This window comes from Salisaeta longa DSM 21114 (assembly GCF_000419585.1).
GTDB lineage: Bacteria > Bacteroidota > Rhodothermia > Rhodothermales > Salinibacteraceae > Salisaeta > Salisaeta longa.
In genome coordinates, this window is record NZ_ATTH01000001.1 from 1,701,845 (window position 1) to 1,720,593 (window position 18,749).

The window sequence follows — 18,749 nt, forward strand, 5'->3', positions numbered from 1 at the left end:
GTTCCCATCTTATGCGAAGGTCAACAGACTGTCAAGAGAGGGTGACCATATCCCCCGCACTTCGCTCATCCTACAAGCCAAGTTTTTGGTATCTTCACATTTTGGTCGTTATGCGCCTCATCCGTCCGACGCAGCGGGCAACACGATGCGGAAGGTGCTGCCGTGCCCCACGTGGCTCTTGGCAAGCGCCAGCGTGCCTTCGTGGTAGACGTTGATGACGCGCTGTGCCAGGCTGAGCCCCAGCCCCCAGCCGCGTTGTTTTGTGCTGTAGCCGGGCCGAAAGATGCTCTTCCGCTCGCTGCGCGCAATTCCCCGACCGGTGTCTTCCACCTCGATGCGAATCTGCGCGGCCTGCCGCTGTGCCCGCAGGGTGATGGTGCCGCCTGAAGCATCCAGCGCGTCGAGGGCGTTTTTGAGGAGGTTCTCAATCACCCAGCCAAACAGCTCTGCGTTTACCGGCGCCGTAAGGGGCTCTTCTATCGCGGTTTCAAGGCGCACGCGGCCCGCGTGCTGGGGCACCCGGCGCTGCATGTACTGCACGGTATCCTGCAAGATGGGCCCCAGGGGCTGCTCCACCAGCTTGGGCATCGACCCTATATCCGAAAAGCGATTGGCCACGCGCTGCAGCCGCTCAATGTCGCGCGCAATCTCCTGCACGGCCTCTTTTCGCCGGGCGGCCGACAGGTCGTTGGCCTCCAGGAGCTGCGTCCACCCCATCAGGCTGGAGATGGGCGTGCCGAGCTGATGCGCGGCCTCCCGCGCCATGCCCACCCACAGGTTGCTCTGCTCGTTGCGCCGAATGTACGAAAAGCCGACGTAGCCTATGCCGATGAAAAGCGCTACGAACAACAGTTGCACGTACGGAAACCATCGGAGCTCGGTGACCAGCGACGACTCGTCGTAGTGCACGTACTGCGTTATCTGCGCGGGCCCCTGCGGCGTGCCAAACTGAATGGTGATGGGGATGGGCGCAAACGCGGCGTCCATTGCGACCACGCGCTCGCGGAGTTTCTGCAGGGCTTTCAGCGAGTCCTCGCGCGTTAGGGACTGCAGCGACGGCGGCACGCCGACGTTTCGCCAAAAGAGCGGCTGCCCGCTTGCGTTCGTGATGATCGCCGGTATCGCAAAGGCGTTCGGCTCCAAGATCTCGTTGAGGATGAAGTTGACCTCGCCTGCGGGCGGCATGGACTGCGCCCACTGAATGGCGCGGAGCAGCTGGGTGCGCTGTGCGGACGAGAGCGCAGCGCCTTCCCGCACGTAGGCCGCGAGCGATTGCAGCTCGCGCTGGTAGGGGTTGCCGGTTTGCTGTTGCGCGCTGGCGAGCTGGGCCTGCGCATCGGCCCAGAGCTGCACGATGGCCTGTTCGCGCTCCTGCAGCCGGTCGACGAGCTGCTGCGTGTACCATAGCGAGGCCAATGCGATGACCCCGGCAAAGACGATGAGTCCCAGCTTCAGCCGAACCGACCAGCGGTAGGTGTTCATGAGACTCGCAGGGCAGAAGAAATAGGTATGCAACGCAACAGGGGCGCACGTGCATGCGCCCCTGCGACTTCTTGTTGTACATCAACTGTTGTACATCAACGCCAGCTGGCTGCTTCGCTGCAGCCGTGCAGCTCCATGCTTACGCGGCAGGCGCGGTGTCGGCCAGGGGGATGATCTGGTCGCGCCGCGGCCCAATCGACACCATGCCCACCGGCACGCGCAGGTAGTCGCTGATGAAGTCGAGGTAGTCCTGGGCCTCGCTGGGCAGCTCGCTGATGTGGCGCGCGTCGGTGATGTCTTCGTCCCAGCCGGGTAGCGTTTCGTAGAGCGGCTCCACACGTTCCAGCGTTTGCGCTTCGCTGGGGAAGCGGCGGGTCGTTTTGCCATCGTAGCGGTACTGCGTGCACACCTTCAGCTCATCGAGCCCCGAGAGCACGTCCATCTTCGTGATGGTGAGCTCGCTGAAGCCGTTGATCATGCTGGTATAGCGCAGCGCCACCAGGTCGAGCCATCCGCAGCGCCGCGGCCGCCCGGTGGTCGCGCCAAACTCGGCGCCCACCTTGCGCAACCGCTCGCCGGCGGCATCGTGCAGCTCGGTGGGAAAGGGCCCGTTGCCCACGCGCGTGCAGTACGCCTTGGCAATGCCAATCACCCGGTCCACCGCCGTGGGCGGTACGCCCAGCCCCGTGCAGCAGCCGCCCGCCGTGGGGTGGCTGGACGTCACAAACGGGTAGCTGCCGAAGTCTACATCCAACAGCGAACCCTGCGCGCCTTCTGCCAGCACGCGTTTGCCATCGTCCAGGGCGTTGCACAGGTACTCCGACGTGTCGGTGACGTACGGGTCAATCTGCTGGTCGAACGCGACGTACTCTTCAATAATCGCGTCCACATCGAGCTGATCGGCGCCGTGGATCTGCTTGAGGATGGCGTTTTTCTCCTCGATGGAGCGCGTCAGCTTGGCGCGCAGCACGTCGCGGTCCAGCAAGTCGACCACGCGGATGCCGGTGCGCGCAAACTTGTCGGTGTAGCTGGGGCCAATGCCGCGGCCCGTGGTGCCAATTGCGTCGTCGTCGGAGGCTTCGGCGCGGCTCGCCTCCTGCGCGGCCTCGATGGCCTTATGATAGGGCATGATGAGGTGCGCATTGTGCGAGATCTTCAGCCGTCCTTCAACGGGGAAGCCCAGGTCTTCAATCTTCTGGATCTCGTCAATGACGGCCTTCGGGTCGAGCACCACGCCGTTGCCAATCACGCAGGTGACCCCGTCGTGAAAGACGCCGCTGGGCACCAGGTGCAGCACAAACTCCTCGTCGTCCCAGCAAATGGTGTGGCCGGCGTTGGCGCCGCCCTGGTAGCGGGCCACAATGTCGACGTCGGGGCTGAGGAGGTCGACGATCTTGCCTTTGCCTTCGTCGCCCCACTGGCTTCCGATAACAATTGAAACGGGCATGAGAATGCGTTGGGTCTTCAGAAATTGAGCAGAAATGGCGCCGGCGACGCGGCCGGCGCCCCATCATGGATACACGTTACGCTGCCGCCTTCGCGCGGTCACGGAGTTCCACCACCACGGGCGAGGCCACGAAGATGGATGAATACGTTCCCACAAGCACGCCAATGATGAGCGCAAACGAGAAGCCGCGCAGCACCTCGCCGCCAAAGAAGAACAGAATGGTGACGACCAGCAACGTCGTAATCGACGTCATGAAGGTACGGCTGAGGGTGTTGTTGATGGATCGGTTTACGACGTCGTTGTACGCGTCGGTTTTGAACATGTTGGTGTACTCGCGCACGCGGTCAAACACCACCACGGTGTCATTCAGCGAGTAGCCCACCACCGTAAGGAGCGCGGCGATAATGGACTGATCGACCTGGAGCGAGAACGGCGCGATGCCGGCCAAGAGCGAGAAGATGCCCAGCGTGATGGTGACGTCGTGAAGGAGCGCGGCCACTGCGCCTGTGCTAAATTGCCACTCGAAACGCAGCAAGATGTACAGAAAGATGACGAGCAGCGATCCGAGCACGGCATAGAAGGCCCCCCACATCAAGTCCTCGGCAAAGCGCGGCCCCACCACGTTGGTCTTCACCATTTTGGGGGTCGACTGCGGAAACTCTTGCCGGATTGTGTTGAGGATGGTCGACTCCACGGCGCTAATGTCGTCTTGCGCCGCGGTACGAATGAGCAGCCCCACCTCGCCATACGTCTTTACCTCGGGCTGACCGCCCAGCGGCTGCGTGAGGGCATTGCGCACCTCGGTGGCTTCCAAGCGGTTGCTCGCCTCCACGACGAACTCCATACCGCCCTTGAAGTCGATGCCTACCTGCAGCCCGCGCGTGGCAAGCGAGCCGATGCTAAGGAGCAGGAGCACCGCCGAGATGATGTACGCCCGGCGGCGATTGGGAATGAACGAAAAGTTGGCGTTTTCAAAAATACGCATAGTAGCTATTCGGTTGAGGTCGTTGCCGACCGGTCAATAGATGGAACGGAGCGGACAGGCGGCGCATCAGCCGTAGTTGATGCTCGTCACCCCGCGCGTGTCCATCAAGTAGTCGAAGACGATGCGCGTTACGATGATGGCGGTAAAGAGCGACGCCAAGATACCAATCATGAGCGTAACGGCGAAGCCTTGGATGGGCCCCACGCCAAAGGAGTACAGAATTACGCCCGTAAAGAAGGTGGTGATGTTGGCATCCAGGATGGCGCTGAGGGCCTTGTCGTAGCCCGCTTCCAGCGCGGCGCGCTCGGTCTTTCCGGTGGCCATCTCCTCGCGGATGCGCTCAAAGATGAGCACGTTCGCATCCACCGCCATACCAATCGTAAGCACGATGCCCGCGATGCCCGGCAGCGTGAGCGTGGCGTTGAAGGCGGCCAGCACGCCCAGAATGAGGACGATGTTAAGCAGCAGCGCTACGTCGGCCACAATGCCGGCGGTGCGGTAGTAGAAGATCATGAACAGCGCCACAAGCAAGAGCCCCACCACGGCCGAAATGAAACCGGCGCGGATGGACGCTTCGCCGAGGCTTGGGCCTACCGTGCGCTCCTCGATGATGTCGAGCGGCGCGGGCAGCGCACCCGACTGCAAGATCGTCACGATGTCCTGGGCTTCCGCGCGCGACTCCAGTCCGCTAATGGAGGTGCGGCCGCCGGCGATGCGCTCCTGAATGCGCGGATAGGAGTACACCTTGCCGTCGAGCACCACAGCCACCTGCTCGCCCACGTTGGCGCCGGTGAGGCGTGCCCAGATGCGGGCGCCGTCCGAGTTCATGGTCATCGACACGCTGGGCTCGTTCGTAAACTGATCGAACTGCACCGATGCGCTTTCAATCACTTCGCCGCTCAACTCCGACTCGGCCTGCACGCCTATCAGGTTGTAGGCTTCTTGCCCACCCGGCGCGCCCGGCGCGGGGTTGGCCGTCCACATCAGGCGGACGCCGTTGGGCAACATGCGCTGCACCGCCGGACGCTGTAGCAAGTCGTTTACGCGGGCCGTATCGCGCGCAAAGGCCTGCCCCAACACGGGCTGCTGGCGGTACGGCAAGGGCTGCAGCACCGCAAGCAACGGGTTTTGCGCATCGCCGCTGGGGCCCGTAAGCGCGGTGCCCTGATCGCCGCCCGCGGTTGTATCGGTGGGATCGACGAGCGACGTGCCCTGCGTTTCGGGCACGGGGTCGCCGCCGGCTTGCGGATCGGCCGCCACGGTGTCCACCGCGGTCGTGTCGGCGGTGCCGGTGGTGTCGGGCTCGTAGTATGCGATGATGTCCTGCGCGGACTGCGTGAGGGCCTGCGGCTCGGCGGTGAGGTGGAAGGTGAGGCGCGCGGCGCCTTCCAGGAGATTCCGCACGCGGTCGGGGTTGTCTACGCCCGGCAGCTCTACGCTGATGCGCCGCGACCCTTTCTTCTGGATGGACGGCTCGGAGACGCCATACTGATCGACGCGATTGCGCACCACCTCCATGGCGCGATCCACGGCTTCGTCCACCTGCTGCCGCAGGTACTCGGCCACCTCCTCGTTGGTGGAGCGGCGCGTGATGTTGGCCGTTTCGTTACGGAAGTACCGCGAGAGGCGCACTTGCCCGTCGCGCTGTTGAAACTGCGTCAGGAAGGCTTCCACTACCGAGGTGCCCTGGGCGGCGGCCTGCTGCCGGGCCGCTTGCAGCACTTCGCGAAACGCAGCGTCTTTGTTTGTGGCCAGCTGATCGAGCAGCGCCGCGACGCGCACTTGCAGCGTTACGTGCATGCCGCCTTGCAGGTCGAGGCCCAGCTGAAGCGAGCTGTTGCGCACATCGCGGATGTACTGGGCATTGTCTGCTATGTATTGCTCGCGGGCCTCGGGGGAGAGCTCGTTGAGCTTGTTGGTGAGCATAAAGTTCTGCGCGGTGGGGTACAGGTAGTACCCGCAGATGGCCAGGAAGAATACCGTCAGGCCAATTTTTACTCCGTTACCGTTCATAAGTCAGGCAGTCGTTCGATAGAGACAAAGAGGGTCGGCAGCGCACGCACGGCGCACGCGCTGCATGCTGCATGCCTGTGACAGGCGCGCAGCTGACAGAAGGAGAGACGAAGCGCGGCGTCCCGCGACATGGGACGCCCAGAGACTACGGCGCGCGCGGTTGCAGCACGCGGGGGATGAGGGCCTCGGCGATGGCAGCGCCCACGGGCGGGCCCCAGCGCTGCACGACCATGTGCATCCGCATGGCCAGCGTCCGCGTGGCGGCCCCAAGGGCAGCCGCAGGACCGCTTGCGGCGGTGGAGGTGGCTACGAGCCATTGCGCGAGCCGCGGGCCGGGCACGGCCGGAAGGGCCTGCAAGCTTTGCTGCCCGCGCAGGTACCGCACGAGCGCAGGCCCATCGGTGGCGGCGTGCCCTATCACCTGTGCCAACGAACGAGACGGTTGTTGTGCAGCGTAGGCCTGCACGAAGGCTTCCACAAACGCGGCAAGCGAAGGTGCCGGTTGCTGCTGTGCGGCCTCAAGCGCCGCCTGAACATCCGGCTGCACCGCCTCGGCAGTTGCCGGCAGGCGCGCGTGCAGCCATTGCGCATACGCCGCGTTCGATGTGGGCGGCGCGACGAGCGTCTGCACGCTGCTGAGCGGTAGCAGGCTGGCCACCAGCACAACGACCGGCACAAGCCGGCCCCAATACGTGCGAAACCTCTGCATGGATGCCGTTCGGAAGGCGCTCAGGAAAGAAGTTCGTAACAACCGCAACCGCCAATTCGCCACCGGCACCGGTTGTTCCTCCGGCCCGGTGCGGGCCGTGCGTTGCCTGTTACCCCGCCGCGGCCCGCGCGACCCGGTCGTTGATGGTGGGCCCCAGCCCCTCCGCGGGCGCCCGCTCAGCAAAGATGACGCAGCAGCCGGCCCGGTCGGCCTGCCGGAAGAAGTCGAAGAGCCGGTGCGCATACGCGGCTTGCGTGTCGCACACGGCCACCAGCCCAAACGCCTCGGGCGCGGGCGGCGCGTGTCGACCGATGTAGGCGTGCTGCGCCCCCGGCGCGGCGGCCCCGGGGTGCGCCACCGGCACCACACGGGCCTGCGGCGCATAGTGGCGGTAGCGCGTGCCCGGACTCCGCGCTTGCTGTTCGGCGCTCGATGACACGCGGAGGGCCGGACATACCGTGCGCAGCGCCTCCACCGTGCAGGCACCGTGCCGCAAGAGAACCGGCGGATCGGTCGTGCAATCGACCACGGTCGACTCCACGCCGGCATCGGTGGGGCCGCCGTCCAAAACGCACGCAATCCGGCCGTCCATGTCTTCCAACACCGCGGCGGCCGTGGTTGGACTGGGCCGTCCCGAGCGGTTGGCCGAGGGCGCGGCCACCGGCCGGGCGCACGCCTGCAGGAAGTGCTGTGCCATTGGATGCGCGGGGATGCGAAGCCCTACCGTGTCGAGGCCGGCCGTCACCGCATCGGGCACACGCGGGCCGCGGGGCACGATCACCGTGAGCGGTCCCGGCGCAAACGCATGGAGCAGCGTCTCGGCCGCTTCGGGCAATACGTCCGCAAGCAAGCGGGCTTCGACGACCGAAGCGACGTGGGTAATCAGCGGATTATCGGCGGGGCGGCCTTTCGCTGCAAAGATCGACGCCACCGCCGCGGCATCCAGCGCGTCGGCGCCCAAGCCATACACCGTCTCGGTGGGAAAGGCCACTAGCGCCCCCGACCGAAGCACCGCGGCGGCCCGCTCCACATCAGACGTGCAAAGGGTCTTCATGCCAATTCGTTATTTTCTGGCGGTCTGCGTGTCTTGCCTCCCCGTGCCTGCTACGCTTTGCTGCTCGCGTATGTGCCAACTGACCCGCGCCCTCCTGCTTCTCGTGCTGTGCGCCTCCAGCGCTGTCGCCCAACCGGCGCCCACGCCGGGCGATCTGGTGATTAACGAAGTACTGTTTGCGCCCACGCCCACCGCGGCCGAGTTCATCGAGGTCTACAACACCACCGATCAGACGCTGTCGCTCGACGGCCTTCAGTATGCCGACGGCAACCGCGATTTCGATGCGCTGGCGCCTGCCGGCACAGCGCTGCCCCCGGGCGCCTATCTCCTGATTGCCCGCGACACCACGGCCTTCGCGGCGCGCTTTCCGCAAGCGCCCGCAGCCCTCGAAGCCCCCGACTGGGAGGGCCTCAACAACGGCGGCGACCGGGTGCTGCTGCGCCGCGGCTCCACCATGATCGACTCCCTCGTCTACGACGGCGATGCCGCGCCCGACAACGTTTCCCTTGAGCGGATCGACCCGCGCGGCCCGTCCACCTCCGAAAACGTTGCCGCCTCCACCGATCCGCAAGGCGGCACGCCCGGCGTCCAAAACAGCGTGTACGCCGTCGATACCACCCCGCCGCAACTGCGCACGGTGCGCTGGGCCCGCGACGGGCGCACCCTCCACGCGGCCTTTTCGGAGGCCCTCGCTCCGGCAGCCGTGACGCCCGCTGCATTTGCGTTGGACGGCCCCGCGCCGCCCGCCATCACCGAAGCGGCGCTCGTTGCCCCCGATACCGTCCGCTTGCGCCTGGGCGCTGCACTTTCTGACGGCCGGTACACGCTCGTCGCCACCAACATGGCCGACCGCCGCGGCAACGTGCAGCCCCGCACCACTGCCTCGTTCACCTATTTTCAGGCCGATAGGCCCGCGCCCGGCGACCTCGTCATCAACGAGCTGATGATTGATCCCAACGGCTCGGGCGAGTACGTGGAGCTTTACAACCGGTCGAACAAGACCATCGACGTGCGCCAGCTCCGGTGGCGCGACGAACGAAGCGCCCCGCAGCGCCTCACCGCCACGCGCCGCCCGCTGCGCCCCGGGGGCTATCTGGTGCTAGTGGAAGCGCCCGCAGCCTTTGCCGCATCGTTCCCCAACGCCAACGCCGACACGCTCACGCTGCCCAACTGGCCCGCGCTCAACAACGGCGGCGACATTCCGGCCGTGTTGTTTGAAACGACCGTGCTGGATGCCGTCCCATACGCCTCGTCGTGGGGCGGCGGCGACGGCACAGCCCTTGCGCGGGTGGACCCACGGGGCCCCTCGGATGCGCCTGCCACGTTTGCCGCGTCTACCGACCCGCAAGGCGGCACGCCCGGGGCCCGCAACAGCGTGTACGCCCCGGATGAGCGCGCGCCGCGGCTCGTGTTTGCCGAAGCGCAAGCCGCCGATACGCTCCGGCTGTGGTTCAGCGAGGCCATCGACGCCGCCACGCTCAGCGCGGGCGACGTGCGGTGGGGCGAAGCCGCCGCCCGCTCGGTCACCACGGCCGCCGATGCCACGACCGCCGTCGCTGTGTTCGATGACGCCCCCGCGGGCCGCGTGGCCACCGTGCGCACCTTTGCCGACCGCACGGGCAACGAGCAATCCGCCACGCGGCACGTCGTGGCATTCCGCGCCGACTCGTCACACGTGGCCCTCACCGAGATCATGTACGCCCCGCGCACCGACGCCTTCGACGATCGCCCCAATCAGCCGGAGTACATCGAGGTGCAGAACCTGTCCAACCGCCCGCGCACCCTCCGCGGCTGGTTCCTGACCGACACGCCCGACGAGACAGGCGCGGCCGACACGCTGCGGCTTGGCGACCGCTTGCAGGCCGTGCCGCCGGGCGGCTTTGCCGTGGCGTACAACCGCGTAGATGCAGCCCCGCCCTCCGATACCACCGCGGGCCTCGCCACGGCCTTTCCGGGGCTGTCGTTTGCTGCCGATAGCGTAGCGCTGTTGCCTGCACAGGCCGCCTCGCTGGGGTTGCTGAACAGCGGCGAACAGATCGTGGTGCATCGCGCCGACGGCCGCGTGGTCGCACGCATCGCCTACCGCCCCGACTGGCACGCCGAGGCGCTGGAGACACCGCGCGGCGTTGCGCTGGAGCGGATCAGCGCCACCGGCCCGGCGCAGTCGGCCGACAACTGGTCGAGCAGCACGGCTGCCGCCGGCGGCACGCCCGGCCACACCAACAGCCTGTCGCTTCCGCCCCGCACCGCTCGCCCCACCGCGGCTACGCTCAGCATCGCGCCGTCGCCGTTTTCCATCGAACGTGACGGAGCCACGCGCCTCCGCTACACGCTGCCGCGGGCCCCGCAGCTGATTCGCGTGCGCATCTTCGACAACCGCGGCCGCCAGGTGCGTACCCTCACCGCCGCCCGGCTGGCCGGCCCCACCGGCGAGCTGCTGTGGGATGGCCGCGACGACAATGGCCACCGGCTGCCCGTGGGCATTTACGTGGTCCTGTTTGAAGCCGTCGACGCGCGCGGCGGTACCGTCGCCCGCGAAAAGGTGCCCGTCGTGCTTGCCCGTCCGTTGTAATCGCCGCGGCGCTACGCCCCGTGTTGCGCCTCGTACAGCGGATCGGACGGCTCGACGTGGTGCGGCGGATGCGCCTCGTCGTGACGCGCCGGCTCTAAGTGAGCGGTTACGTGCACCTCGGCCCGCGGAAAGAGCGTCGCGATCTCGTCCTCTACGGCGTGCGACCGGGCGTGCGCCTCCTCAATCGACATCTTGCCCGGGAAGAGTAAGTGGTACTCAATCCACACCTCGTCGCTCACGCGGCGGTAGCGCACCTGATGGAAATTGACGATGGTCTCGTTTTCCAGTGCTTCGTTTAGCACGTTAAAGATGCGCGCGGTGCTTTCCGGATCGGCCTTTTCCATGAGGCCATACACCGAGCGGCGCAGAAGCTGGCCCGCCGTCCACAGGATGTTGAGGGCCACGAGGATCGCGGCCACCGGGTCGAGCCACTCGATGCCCGTCAGCCACACCAGCGCCACGCCGCCAATCACGCCCACGCTCGTCCACATGTCGGTAAGCACGTGCTGCCCGTTCGACACCAGCACGAGGCTGTTGTGCTTGCGCCCGGTGTGCACCAGATACGCCCCGAGCCCCAGGTTCACCAGCGTAAGGCCCAGCAAAATGTACAGCCCCGTGCCCAGCCGGTCGAGCGACGGGCCGCGCACCAGATCTTGAATCGCCGTGTAGAGGATGGTGAGGGCAGCCACCAAGATGAGCAGCCCTTCGACGGCCGAGGCAAAGTAGGCGATCTTGCCGTGGCCGTATGGATGGCTCTCGTCGGCAGGCGTGGAGGCGTACCACAGGCTAAAGGCCGCAAAGCCCGTAGCAAAAAGATGGATGACGGACTCCGCCGCATCGGAATAGATGGCCGCGCTGCCGGTGATGGCCGCCGCGGTCAGCTTCCCGGCCAGCATGAGGACGGCAACGGCTACGCTCCACCCGATGGCTCGGTAGCGGGCGCGTTGATTTGGGCGGGTAGCAGGCATATGTGATACGCATTGGTCCAGAGGGGGTAGGCTACGCTCCTCCCCGCGCGGATGTTGACGCCCGCGCCGCGACTTGTCCGTCGAGTGCTTGTGTGCCCAACGGCTTATGGGCCCCACAGCGCCGATTGACGACCGCCTGCGCACGGTCCATCTGGATTTCACCACGAATTACGTGTTAAACGCTGTAAAGGCGGGTCCATGGTCGGTACGTTGAAGCCTTGCAACCTGCGATCCGTGCCCGTCTTTTAGGGGCGTTGCACGCGGCAGGTCGCGCACAGATTTTTGTTTCTGAGGTTTTGCCATGGCCTTTTAACCCCATGGCACGCGTCCGTTCAGCCCTCGACGCAGTCTGCGGGCCGCGGCGGAACGACCGGCGAACTTGAAAAACAGCAAGCACGCCACCCCCCGGCGCACCACGTCGGGAACGGACGTGACCACACCAACGCAATTTTACTTCATTCATTGGCTGAATAGCTCTCATGAGTCTGTCACTTATTAACATTCTGGTGCCGGTAAGCGGTGTGCTGGCCCTTCTCTACGCGTTGTACCGAACGCAGTGGATTAACAAGCAGGAGGTCGGCACCGAACAGATGGCCGACCTCGCGGCCAGCATTGCCGACGGGGCCCGCGCCTTTTTGAACCGCGAATATCGGATTCTGGCCATCTTCGTCCTGGTGGTGGCAGGTCTCCTGATCGTGGCCAACACGAACGAAGCCGCTTCGTCGTGGTGGATTGGCGTCTCCTTCATTCTCGGCGCCGTTTGCTCGGCCCTAGCCGGATACATTGGCATGACGGTGGCCACAAAGGCGAACGTACGCACCACGCAGGCGGCGCGCACGGGCCTGAGCCCGGCCATGAACGTGGCCTTTTCCGGCGGCTTGGTCATGGGACTTTCGGTGGTGGGCCTCGGCATCATCGGCCTGGGCTTGCTCTGGCTGCTGTACACGAGCTTCGGATGGGAGACGGCCAAGGTGATCAACGTGATCACCGGCTTCTCGATGGGCGCATCGTCCATCGCCCTGTTTGCGCGTGTGGGCGGCGGCATCTACACGAAAGCGGCCGACGTGGGCGCCGACTTGGCCGGCAAGGTGTACGCCGGCATCCCGGAGGACGACCCGCGCAACCCCGCCACCATTGCCGACAACGTGGGCGACAATGTGGGCGACGTGGCCGGCATGGGCGCCGACCTCTTCGAAAGCTACGTCGGCTCCATCATTGGTACGATGGTGCTGGGCACGGCCTTCATGACGGCCTTTCAGGCCCAGACGGGCATTATGGAACTGGCTGCTGTCGTCCTCCCGCTCGTTATCGCGGGCGTCGGTATTGTAGTGGCCATCGCCTCGTCGTTCTTCGTGCGCGTGAAGGAAGGCGGCAACCCGCAGACCGCGCTCAACATCGGAGAGTTTGGCGCAGTGGGTATCATGTTCGTGGCCACGTACTTCATCATTGGTGCGCTGCTGCCTGATAGCTGGACAGCTGCCAGCGCCATCACGGGGGCCAACTTCACATACACTGCCAACGGCATCTTTGCTGCCGTGGTCATCGGTCTTCTCGCCGGCACGTTTATCGGCCTCATCACCGAGTATTACACGGCCACCGACAAGAAACCGGTGCTGGGCATTGCGGAGCAGAGCGTAACCGGCACCGCCACCAACATCATTAGCGGACTGGGCGTGGGCATGTACTCCACCGGCATTCCGGCCCTCATCATTGCCGTGAGCATCATTGGTGCAAACTACTTTGCCAGCCTGTACGGCATTGCCATTGCGGCCGTGGGCATGCTCAGCGTAACCGGCATCCAGCTGGCCGTTGATGCCTACGGTCCGATTTCGGACAACGCCGGCGGCATTGCCGAGATGGCCGAGCTCCCGCCCGAAGTGCGCGAGCGCACCGATAAGCTCGACGCAGTGGGCAACACCACAGCCGCCATCGGCAAAGGCTTTGCGATTGGTTCGGCGGCCCTTACGGCCCTTGCGCTGTTCGCCGCGTACATGCAGCAAGCCCAAGTGCCAAACATTGACGTCGCCAATCCGCGCATTCTGGCCGGTCTTCTGATTGGCGCCGTTCTGCCGTATGTCTTTAGCGCCATGGCCATGGGTGCGGTGGGCCGCGCCGCAGGCGACATGATTACCGAAGTGGGCCGTCAGCTGAACGACATTCCGGGCATCATGGAGGGCGAAGCGAAGCCCGACTACACCCGCTGCGTCGACATTTCGACGAAGGCCGCGCTGCGCGAGATGGTAGCGCCCGGCATCCTGGCGGTGCTCGTCCCGGTCGTGATTGGCTTTATCGACAAGAGCATGCTGGGCGGCCTGTTGGCCGGCGTCACGGTATCCGGCGTTCTGTTTGCCATCTTCCAAAGCAACGCCGGCGGCGCCTGGGACAATGCCAAGAAGCGCATTGAGTCGGACCTCGTGGTGGACGGCACCACGCACGGGAAAGGCTCCGAGGCCCACAAGGCATCGGTCGTGGGCGACACCGTGGGCGACCCGCTGAAGGACACCAGCGGCCCCAGCCTCAACATCCTGATCAAGCTCATTGCGGTAGTGTCGCTCGTCATTGCACCGCTCCTCGCGGGCTAATTGGCGGCCGCCACACAGCACACCATCACGCGGGGCGGTCACGCAGATGCGCGCACAGCGGATCTTCCGAGGCCGCCCCGCTTTTTTGATACCGTTGCGTTTCCTACATTACCTTATCGCAAACGCAACGGCTGCGGCAGCGCTTCCGCCCCGAAGCACCGCCCACCCCTCACGCACACATGCTCTCAGACGCTGAATACGCGGATCTATTATGGCGAAGGTTGACGTCGAAATGCCCAAAATGGGCGAAAGCATCACTGAAGGCACCATCATCGTCTGGCACAAACAGCCGGGCGACCAGGTGGAGCAGGACGAAATTCTGCTGGAGATAGGAACGGACAAGGTCGATACGGAGGTGCCGTCGCCCGCCGAGGGCACGCTCGACGAGATCCTCGTCAACGAGGGCGATACCGTGGAGGTGGGCACCATTATCGCGCGCCTCGAAACGGAGGCCGCCGCAGCAGGCGACGGGGCCTCCGGCGACGCCCCCGACGAGGCAGCCCAGGAAGCGGCGGCCGAAGAAGCCGACGACACGGCCCCCGAACCAGCCGCTGCGGACGCGTCCGGCGACGAAGCATCCACCGGCGACGGTGCGGATGCGCCTGAGGCGGGCGATGACGAAGCGGCCGGCGAGCTGGTCGACATCGTGATGCCCAAGATGGGCGAGAGCATCACCGAAGGCACCATCATTGCCTGGCACAAGCAGCCCGGCGATTCGGTGGAGATTGACGAAATCCTGCTGGAAATTGGCACAGACAAGGTGGATACCGAGGTGCCGTCGTCGGCCGCCGGAACGCTGCACGAGCAGCTTGTGGACGAGGGCGACACCGTAGAGGTGGGCACCGTCATTGCACGGGTAGCCACTGGCGCAGGCGCGGCCCCCGCTGCCGATGCGACCGGCGGCACCGGCGGCGCGGCAGACGCTGCGCCCGCAGACACCAGCGACGTGGATACCAGCGCGCCCGCCGCAGGCGACGGCGCGGCCCAGCCTGTACCGGCCGGTGACGGCGGCCCCATTGAGCGCCGCGGCACGGATGGCCAATTCTTTTCGCCGCTCGTCCGCTCGATTGCCGAGAAGGAAGGCCTATCGATGCACGAGCTGGAAACGATTGACGGATCGGGCCGCGACGGGCGCGTCACGAAATCCGATGTAATGGACTATCTCGACACGCGCGAGGCCGCCCCGACGCCCGCGCAACCCGCACAGGAGCAGGAAGCCACCCCCGGGCGCGAACCCTCCCGCGAGGACGCCCCGGCCGAAGCGCCCGCCCAGCGGTCGTCGCAGCCCGCTGCGGCCCCTGCGCGGCCCGCGTACACGGTTGAGGATGGCCCCAGCGATGCGGAGATCCGCCAGCAGTACGGCGACCGCGTCGAGATTCAGGAGATGGATCGCATGCGGCGCATCACCGCCGAGCACATGGTCCGCTCGAAGGCCACATCGGCGCACGTCACGTCGTTTGCCGAAGCCGACGTAACCGGTCTCGTCAACTTCCGCGAGAAACACAAGGCGGCCTTCCAAGAACGCGAAGGCATCAAGCTGACGTACACGCCGTTCTTTGTGCAGGCGGCGGTAGAGGCCCTGCGCGAACATCCCGTGCTGAATGCCAGCGTAGAAGGCGATAAGATTGTGGTGAAGAAGGATTACCACGTGGGCATTGCGGTGGCCATCGGCACCAAGGGGCTCCTCGCTCCCGTCATTCGCAACGCGGGCGACTTCAACGTGGTGGGCATCGCGCGCCGCGCGGCCGACATTGCCGAGCGCGCTCGGTCGAAGCAGCTGCAGCCCGACGAGCTGCAGGGCGGCACGTTCACCGTCACCAACATCGGCTCGCTTGGCTCGCTCATGGGCACGCCCGTCATCAACCAGCCGCAGGTGGGCATCCTGGCAACGGGCGCCATCAAGAAGAAGCCGGTGGTGGTTGAAGACCCCGCGATGGGCGATGTGATTGCCGTTCGCCACATGATGTACCTGTCGCTCAGCTACGACCATCGCATCATCGACGGCGCGATGGGCGCTAGCTTCCTGCGCAAGGTGGTCGACGAGCTGGAAGCGATTGATGCCGACAGCGATCTGTTGTAAGGTCGTTGCGTTGCTGCATCGCCTCAACGGTTGATTAAAACCGCGCGCGGCCCTTGATTGGTACCAACGCCAGTCGAGGGCCGCGTGGCGTTCGTATTCTGCTCGTTGATTGTTGCCTCTTATGCCTGGTGCTTCCGACGCGCCCGAGTCTCCGCACCTCAAGCTGGGCCTCAAAGCCCTTCGCCGCCACCTGGACGCGTTTGTCACCGAGTACCTGGCCGAAAAGAGCGAGGAAACGGTGGGCACGTATCAGCGCTCGCTGCGCACCTTCCAAAAGTGGTTTGTGCAGATCAACGGCCGCTTCTACTTCCGCGAGGACGATGTGCGGGCGTACAAGACGTACCTGGGCGAGGAGCGCGGGCTGAGCCAAGTCTCCGTGTCAACCTATCTGACGGCGCTGCGGCGCTTCTGCCAGTACCTTGTGGATACCGGCGCGCTGTCGGAAAATCCGGCAGCCGGGGTCAAAGGCAACCGGCGCCCCGATCGTCACACGCGCAAGGTGCTCACCGAAGCCGACATCACCGCGCTCAAGGAGGAACTGGGCGGCTCGTCGCCGATCGACAAGCGCGATGTGGCCATGGTGCATCTGATGTTGTATGCCGGTCTTACGGAGATCGAAATTGTGCGCGCCAACGTGGAGGACCTCGACCACACGCTGATGGGCCCCGTGTTGTATGTGCAGAGCAAGGGGCACACGGCCAAGGATCAGCAGGCGCCGCTCGACCCGCCGGTGCTGGCCACGGTAGAGGCGTACCTGCAAACGCGCGATCAGCCCGCGCCCTCTGCGCCGCTGTTTGTATCGCACGGGCACCGGTCGGCCGGCCAGCGCCTGAAGACGCGTTCGGTGCGCAGCCGCATCAACGGGTACCTAAAGGCGGCGGGCATTAAGCGACGGGGCATAACGCCCCACAGCCTCACCCACACGGCCGCCCTAATCTGGTTGAACGAAGGCATGCCGCTCGAAGAGGTGAAAGAGCGCATGCGCCACGGCACCCTCGAAACCACCATGATCTACTACAAGAAACAGGGCCTCCTCACCCGCGCCCCTGAGGACACTTGACGCCGGCTTAGAGGCCCTCGCGGCGCGCGCTATTCGTCCATGGCTTCAATGGACCCCGCGCCGCTTACGCTCTGCGAAATCTTCGGCGTCCCCTTGTAGCGCACCTCGCCCACGCCGCTGATGGTTACGTCGAGGCGATCGGTCGCGTACACGCTGCAGTCTCCGGCCCCGCTAACGGTGAGCGTCGAGCGGGCGGTCTTCAGCTCGTGCGCCGTCACCTCGCCGGCCCCGCTCAACCGGAGCGTGTGCTCCGTGGCCGTTCCCTGCAGGATCAGGTCGCCCGCGCCAGAGAGCGCCGACGTCACGCGGTCGGCCGCAACATCGAGCGTCATCGAGCCCGCGCCGCTCAATGACAGCCGCAGCGTCTCCGTTTTGATGGGGGTATCGCCCACCACGTCGGCCGCGCCCGACACCGCCACCTCATTGATTACGGGCATCTGTACCGTAGCCACCGGTGCGTTGTCATCGTCGAAGCCGTCGCCAAACAGCCGGTCCCAAAAGCCGCGCTGCTTCGCCTCTAGCACCAGCAGGCCGTCCTCGACCGAAACCGCAAGTTCGTTGAGGACCCGCGCCGGCGCTTCGATGGCTACCGCGTAGGTGTCGCCTTGACGCACGTGAATGGTGCCGTACAACGACGCAGAAAGGCCCGTAAAGCCGCGGACGTCGTACGTGCGGCGCTCTACATCTTGCGCGCTAACCGCCGACGCGCCGGCAAGCAACAGCAAAAACATCATCGGTATCCAGGCAAAACGTTTCATGGTAGGCAGGGGTGTTGTATGTGTAGCATGCGTGAGCGCTGCATGGCATTGGTGCAGCGTGTGCCCGTCAAGACGAAAGGCCTGCGCGCAATGTTACGCCCCTACAGGCCGCTCCTCAGTAGTCCTAAACTTCGCATTGCCCCACCTTCCACGCTTTTTTGCATCCTTTCTGGGTTTGTGGATGGACACTCTCATTTGTGCCTCTTATATTTAAGAGAATACCCACCCACAACTCTGTAACCGTACATTTTTAGACACCTGCCCATGAAACTTGTACTCCTGGTAGAAGACGAACCGGAATTGGCCGATACCCTGCTCGACGGCATTGAAGCCCACGGGTACCGCGTGCATCATATGGAAACCGCCGAGGATGCCCTGAAGGCGGCCGATGAGCATAACTACGACGCGATGGTCGTCGACTGGATGCTGCCCGGCATGAACGGCCCGAAGCTCATCAAGACGTTGCGCGACAAAGGCCACCACACCCCGGCCATGATGCTGACGGTGCGCGATAGCGTGTCTGATCGCGTGGAGGGCCTGGAAAGCGGCGCCGATGATTACCTCACGAAGCCGTTCTCGTTTGAGGAGCTGCTAGCCCGCTTGCGCGCCCTACTGCGGCGGCCCACTAGCTGGCAATCGATTGACGACATCCACGTAGGCCCGCTGCACATCGACATGGCGCAGCGGCGCGTGTACATCGGCGACACGACCCTTGAGCTTCGGAAGAAAGAATTCGACTTGCTGCGGCTCGTGGCCGAGCGGGCGCCGGCGGTGGTCCCGCGAAACGTGATCGCGCGCCGCGTATGGGGATCGAGCGACGTCTCGAACAACGCCATCGACGTCACCGTCTCGACGCTGCGACAGCACCTGCGCGAAGCCTATGATGGGGACGAAGACCTACAGCTGAAGACGGTGCGTGGGGTGGGCTACCGCCTCGAAACGGACGAGTAACGCCCGTTTTCTTTCCGATCAGGTGGCGTGTGCCTCGGGCAGCTATGCTTTGCGCCCGAGGCGCCGCCCCGTTTCGTTTCGCCCTTTG

The 18,749-nt window shown here is 65.1% G+C and carries 13 protein-coding genes; 5 read left to right on the plus strand and 8 right to left on the minus strand.

The genetic code is table 11. The features are described from left to right. Positions 1–117 precede the first annotated feature (117 nt). The 6 genes from SALLO_RS0107025 to SALLO_RS0107050 form a co-directional block, all read right to left on the minus strand. Positions 118–1,482, minus strand: coding sequence for a sensor histidine kinase (locus tag SALLO_RS0107025; protein ID WP_022835603.1), 1,365 nt, complete (start codon positions 1,480–1,482; stop codon positions 118–120). 139 nt (positions 1,483–1,621) lie between these two features. Then, the gene (locus SALLO_RS0107030) at positions 1,622–2,929 is read right to left on the minus strand and encodes an adenylosuccinate synthase (RefSeq protein WP_022835604.1); all 1,308 of its coding nucleotides are present in this window, start codon (positions 2,927–2,929) and stop codon (positions 1,622–1,624) included. Positions 2,930–3,005: 76 nt separating this feature from the next. Further along, entirely contained in the window at positions 3,006–3,914 is a 909-nt protein-coding gene (secF, locus tag SALLO_RS0107035) for a protein translocase subunit SecF (protein WP_022835605.1), read from the minus strand. A 66-nt stretch (positions 3,915–3,980) separates the two neighbouring features. Further along, on the minus strand, positions 3,981–5,927 hold the full coding sequence (gene secD / locus SALLO_RS0107040; protein ID WP_022835606.1) for a protein translocase subunit SecD: 1,947 nt from the start codon (positions 5,925–5,927) through the stop codon (positions 3,981–3,983). A 145-nt stretch (positions 5,928–6,072) separates the two neighbouring features. Continuing rightward, positions 6,073–6,636, minus strand: a complete 564-nt coding sequence (locus SALLO_RS0107045) for a hypothetical protein (protein ID WP_022835607.1) — start codon at positions 6,634–6,636, stop codon at positions 6,073–6,075. Positions 6,637–6,745: 109 nt separating this feature from the next. Then, positions 6,746–7,690, minus strand: a complete 945-nt coding sequence (locus tag SALLO_RS0107050) for an L-threonylcarbamoyladenylate synthase (RefSeq protein WP_022835608.1) — start codon at positions 7,688–7,690, stop codon at positions 6,746–6,748. 70 nt (positions 7,691–7,760) lie between these two features. Here SALLO_RS0107050 and SALLO_RS0107055 point away from each other — a divergent pair, with 70 nt between their 5' ends. Next, a complete protein-coding gene (locus SALLO_RS0107055) occupies positions 7,761–10,262 on the plus strand; it encodes a lamin tail domain-containing protein (protein ID WP_022835609.1) in 2,502 nt (833 codons plus the stop codon). An 11-nt stretch (positions 10,263–10,273) separates the two neighbouring features. Here SALLO_RS0107055 and SALLO_RS0107060 read toward each other — a convergent pair whose 3' ends face one another. Next, positions 10,274–11,230 carry a cation diffusion facilitator family transporter gene (locus tag SALLO_RS0107060; protein WP_022835610.1) on the minus strand — a complete coding sequence of 319 codons (957 nt, stop codon included), beginning with the start codon at positions 11,228–11,230 and terminating at the stop codon, positions 10,274–10,276. A 479-nt stretch (positions 11,231–11,709) separates the two neighbouring features. On the opposite strand from SALLO_RS0107060, the gene SALLO_RS0107065 reads away from it, so the two are divergent. The 3 genes from SALLO_RS0107065 (at position 11,710) to SALLO_RS0107075 (ending at position 16,952) form a co-directional block, all read left to right on the plus strand. After that, a complete protein-coding gene (locus SALLO_RS0107065; RefSeq protein ID WP_022835611.1) occupies positions 11,710–13,812 on the plus strand; it encodes a sodium-translocating pyrophosphatase in 2,103 nt (700 codons plus the stop codon). Positions 13,813–14,023: 211 nt separating this feature from the next. Next, positions 14,024–15,892, plus strand: a complete 1,869-nt coding sequence (gene sucB, locus SALLO_RS0107070; protein ID WP_022835612.1) for a 2-oxoglutarate dehydrogenase, E2 component, dihydrolipoamide succinyltransferase — start codon at positions 14,024–14,026, stop codon at positions 15,890–15,892. Positions 15,893–16,013: 121 nt separating this feature from the next. Next, positions 16,014–16,952, plus strand: coding sequence for a tyrosine-type recombinase/integrase (locus SALLO_RS0107075; protein WP_022835613.1), 939 nt, complete (start codon positions 16,014–16,016; stop codon positions 16,950–16,952). Positions 16,953–16,981: 29 nt separating this feature from the next. Here SALLO_RS0107075 and SALLO_RS0107080 read toward each other — a convergent pair whose 3' ends face one another. Beyond that, a complete protein-coding gene (locus SALLO_RS0107080) occupies positions 16,982–17,710 on the minus strand; it encodes a head GIN domain-containing protein (protein ID WP_084696204.1) in 729 nt (242 codons plus the stop codon). 264 nt (positions 17,711–17,974) lie between these two features. Here SALLO_RS0107080 and SALLO_RS0107085 point away from each other — a divergent pair, with 264 nt between their 5' ends. Then, positions 17,975–18,661, plus strand: a complete 687-nt coding sequence (locus tag SALLO_RS0107085) for a response regulator transcription factor (RefSeq protein WP_022835615.1) — start codon at positions 17,975–17,977, stop codon at positions 18,659–18,661. The last annotated feature ends 88 nt before the right edge of the window (positions 18,662–18,749 follow it).

Coding starts and splice junctions, on each gene's coding strand:
- SALLO_RS0107025 (WP_022835603.1), bottom strand. CDS start 1,482: ATGAACACCTACCGCTGGTCGGTTCGGCTGAAGCTGGGACTCATCGTC.
- SALLO_RS0107030 (WP_022835604.1), bottom strand. CDS start 2,929: ATGCCCGTTTCAATTGTTATCGGAAGCCAGTGGGGCGACGAAGGCAAA.
- secF (WP_022835605.1), bottom strand. CDS start 3,914: ATGCGTATTTTTGAAAACGCCAACTTTTCGTTCATTCCCAATCGCCGC.
- secD (WP_022835606.1), bottom strand. CDS start 5,927: ATGAACGGTAACGGAGTAAAAATTGGCCTGACGGTATTCTTCCTGGCC.
- SALLO_RS0107045 (WP_022835607.1), bottom strand. CDS start 6,636: ATGCAGAGGTTTCGCACGTATTGGGGCCGGCTTGTGCCGGTCGTTGTG.
- SALLO_RS0107050 (WP_022835608.1), bottom strand. CDS start 7,690: ATGAAGACCCTTTGCACGTCTGATGTGGAGCGGGCCGCCGCGGTGCTT.
- SALLO_RS0107055 (WP_022835609.1), top strand. CDS start 7,761: ATGTGCCAACTGACCCGCGCCCTCCTGCTTCTCGTGCTGTGCGCCTCC.
- SALLO_RS0107060 (WP_022835610.1), bottom strand. CDS start 11,230: ATGCCTGCTACCCGCCCAAATCAACGCGCCCGCTACCGAGCCATCGGG.
- SALLO_RS0107065 (WP_022835611.1), top strand. CDS start 11,710: ATGAGTCTGTCACTTATTAACATTCTGGTGCCGGTAAGCGGTGTGCTG.
- sucB (WP_022835612.1), top strand. CDS start 14,024: ATGGCGAAGGTTGACGTCGAAATGCCCAAAATGGGCGAAAGCATCACT.
- SALLO_RS0107075 (WP_022835613.1), top strand. CDS start 16,014: ATGCCTGGTGCTTCCGACGCGCCCGAGTCTCCGCACCTCAAGCTGGGC.
- SALLO_RS0107080 (WP_084696204.1), bottom strand. CDS start 17,710: ATGAAACGTTTTGCCTGGATACCGATGATGTTTTTGCTGTTGCTTGCC.
- SALLO_RS0107085 (WP_022835615.1), top strand. CDS start 17,975: ATGAAACTTGTACTCCTGGTAGAAGACGAACCGGAATTGGCCGATACC.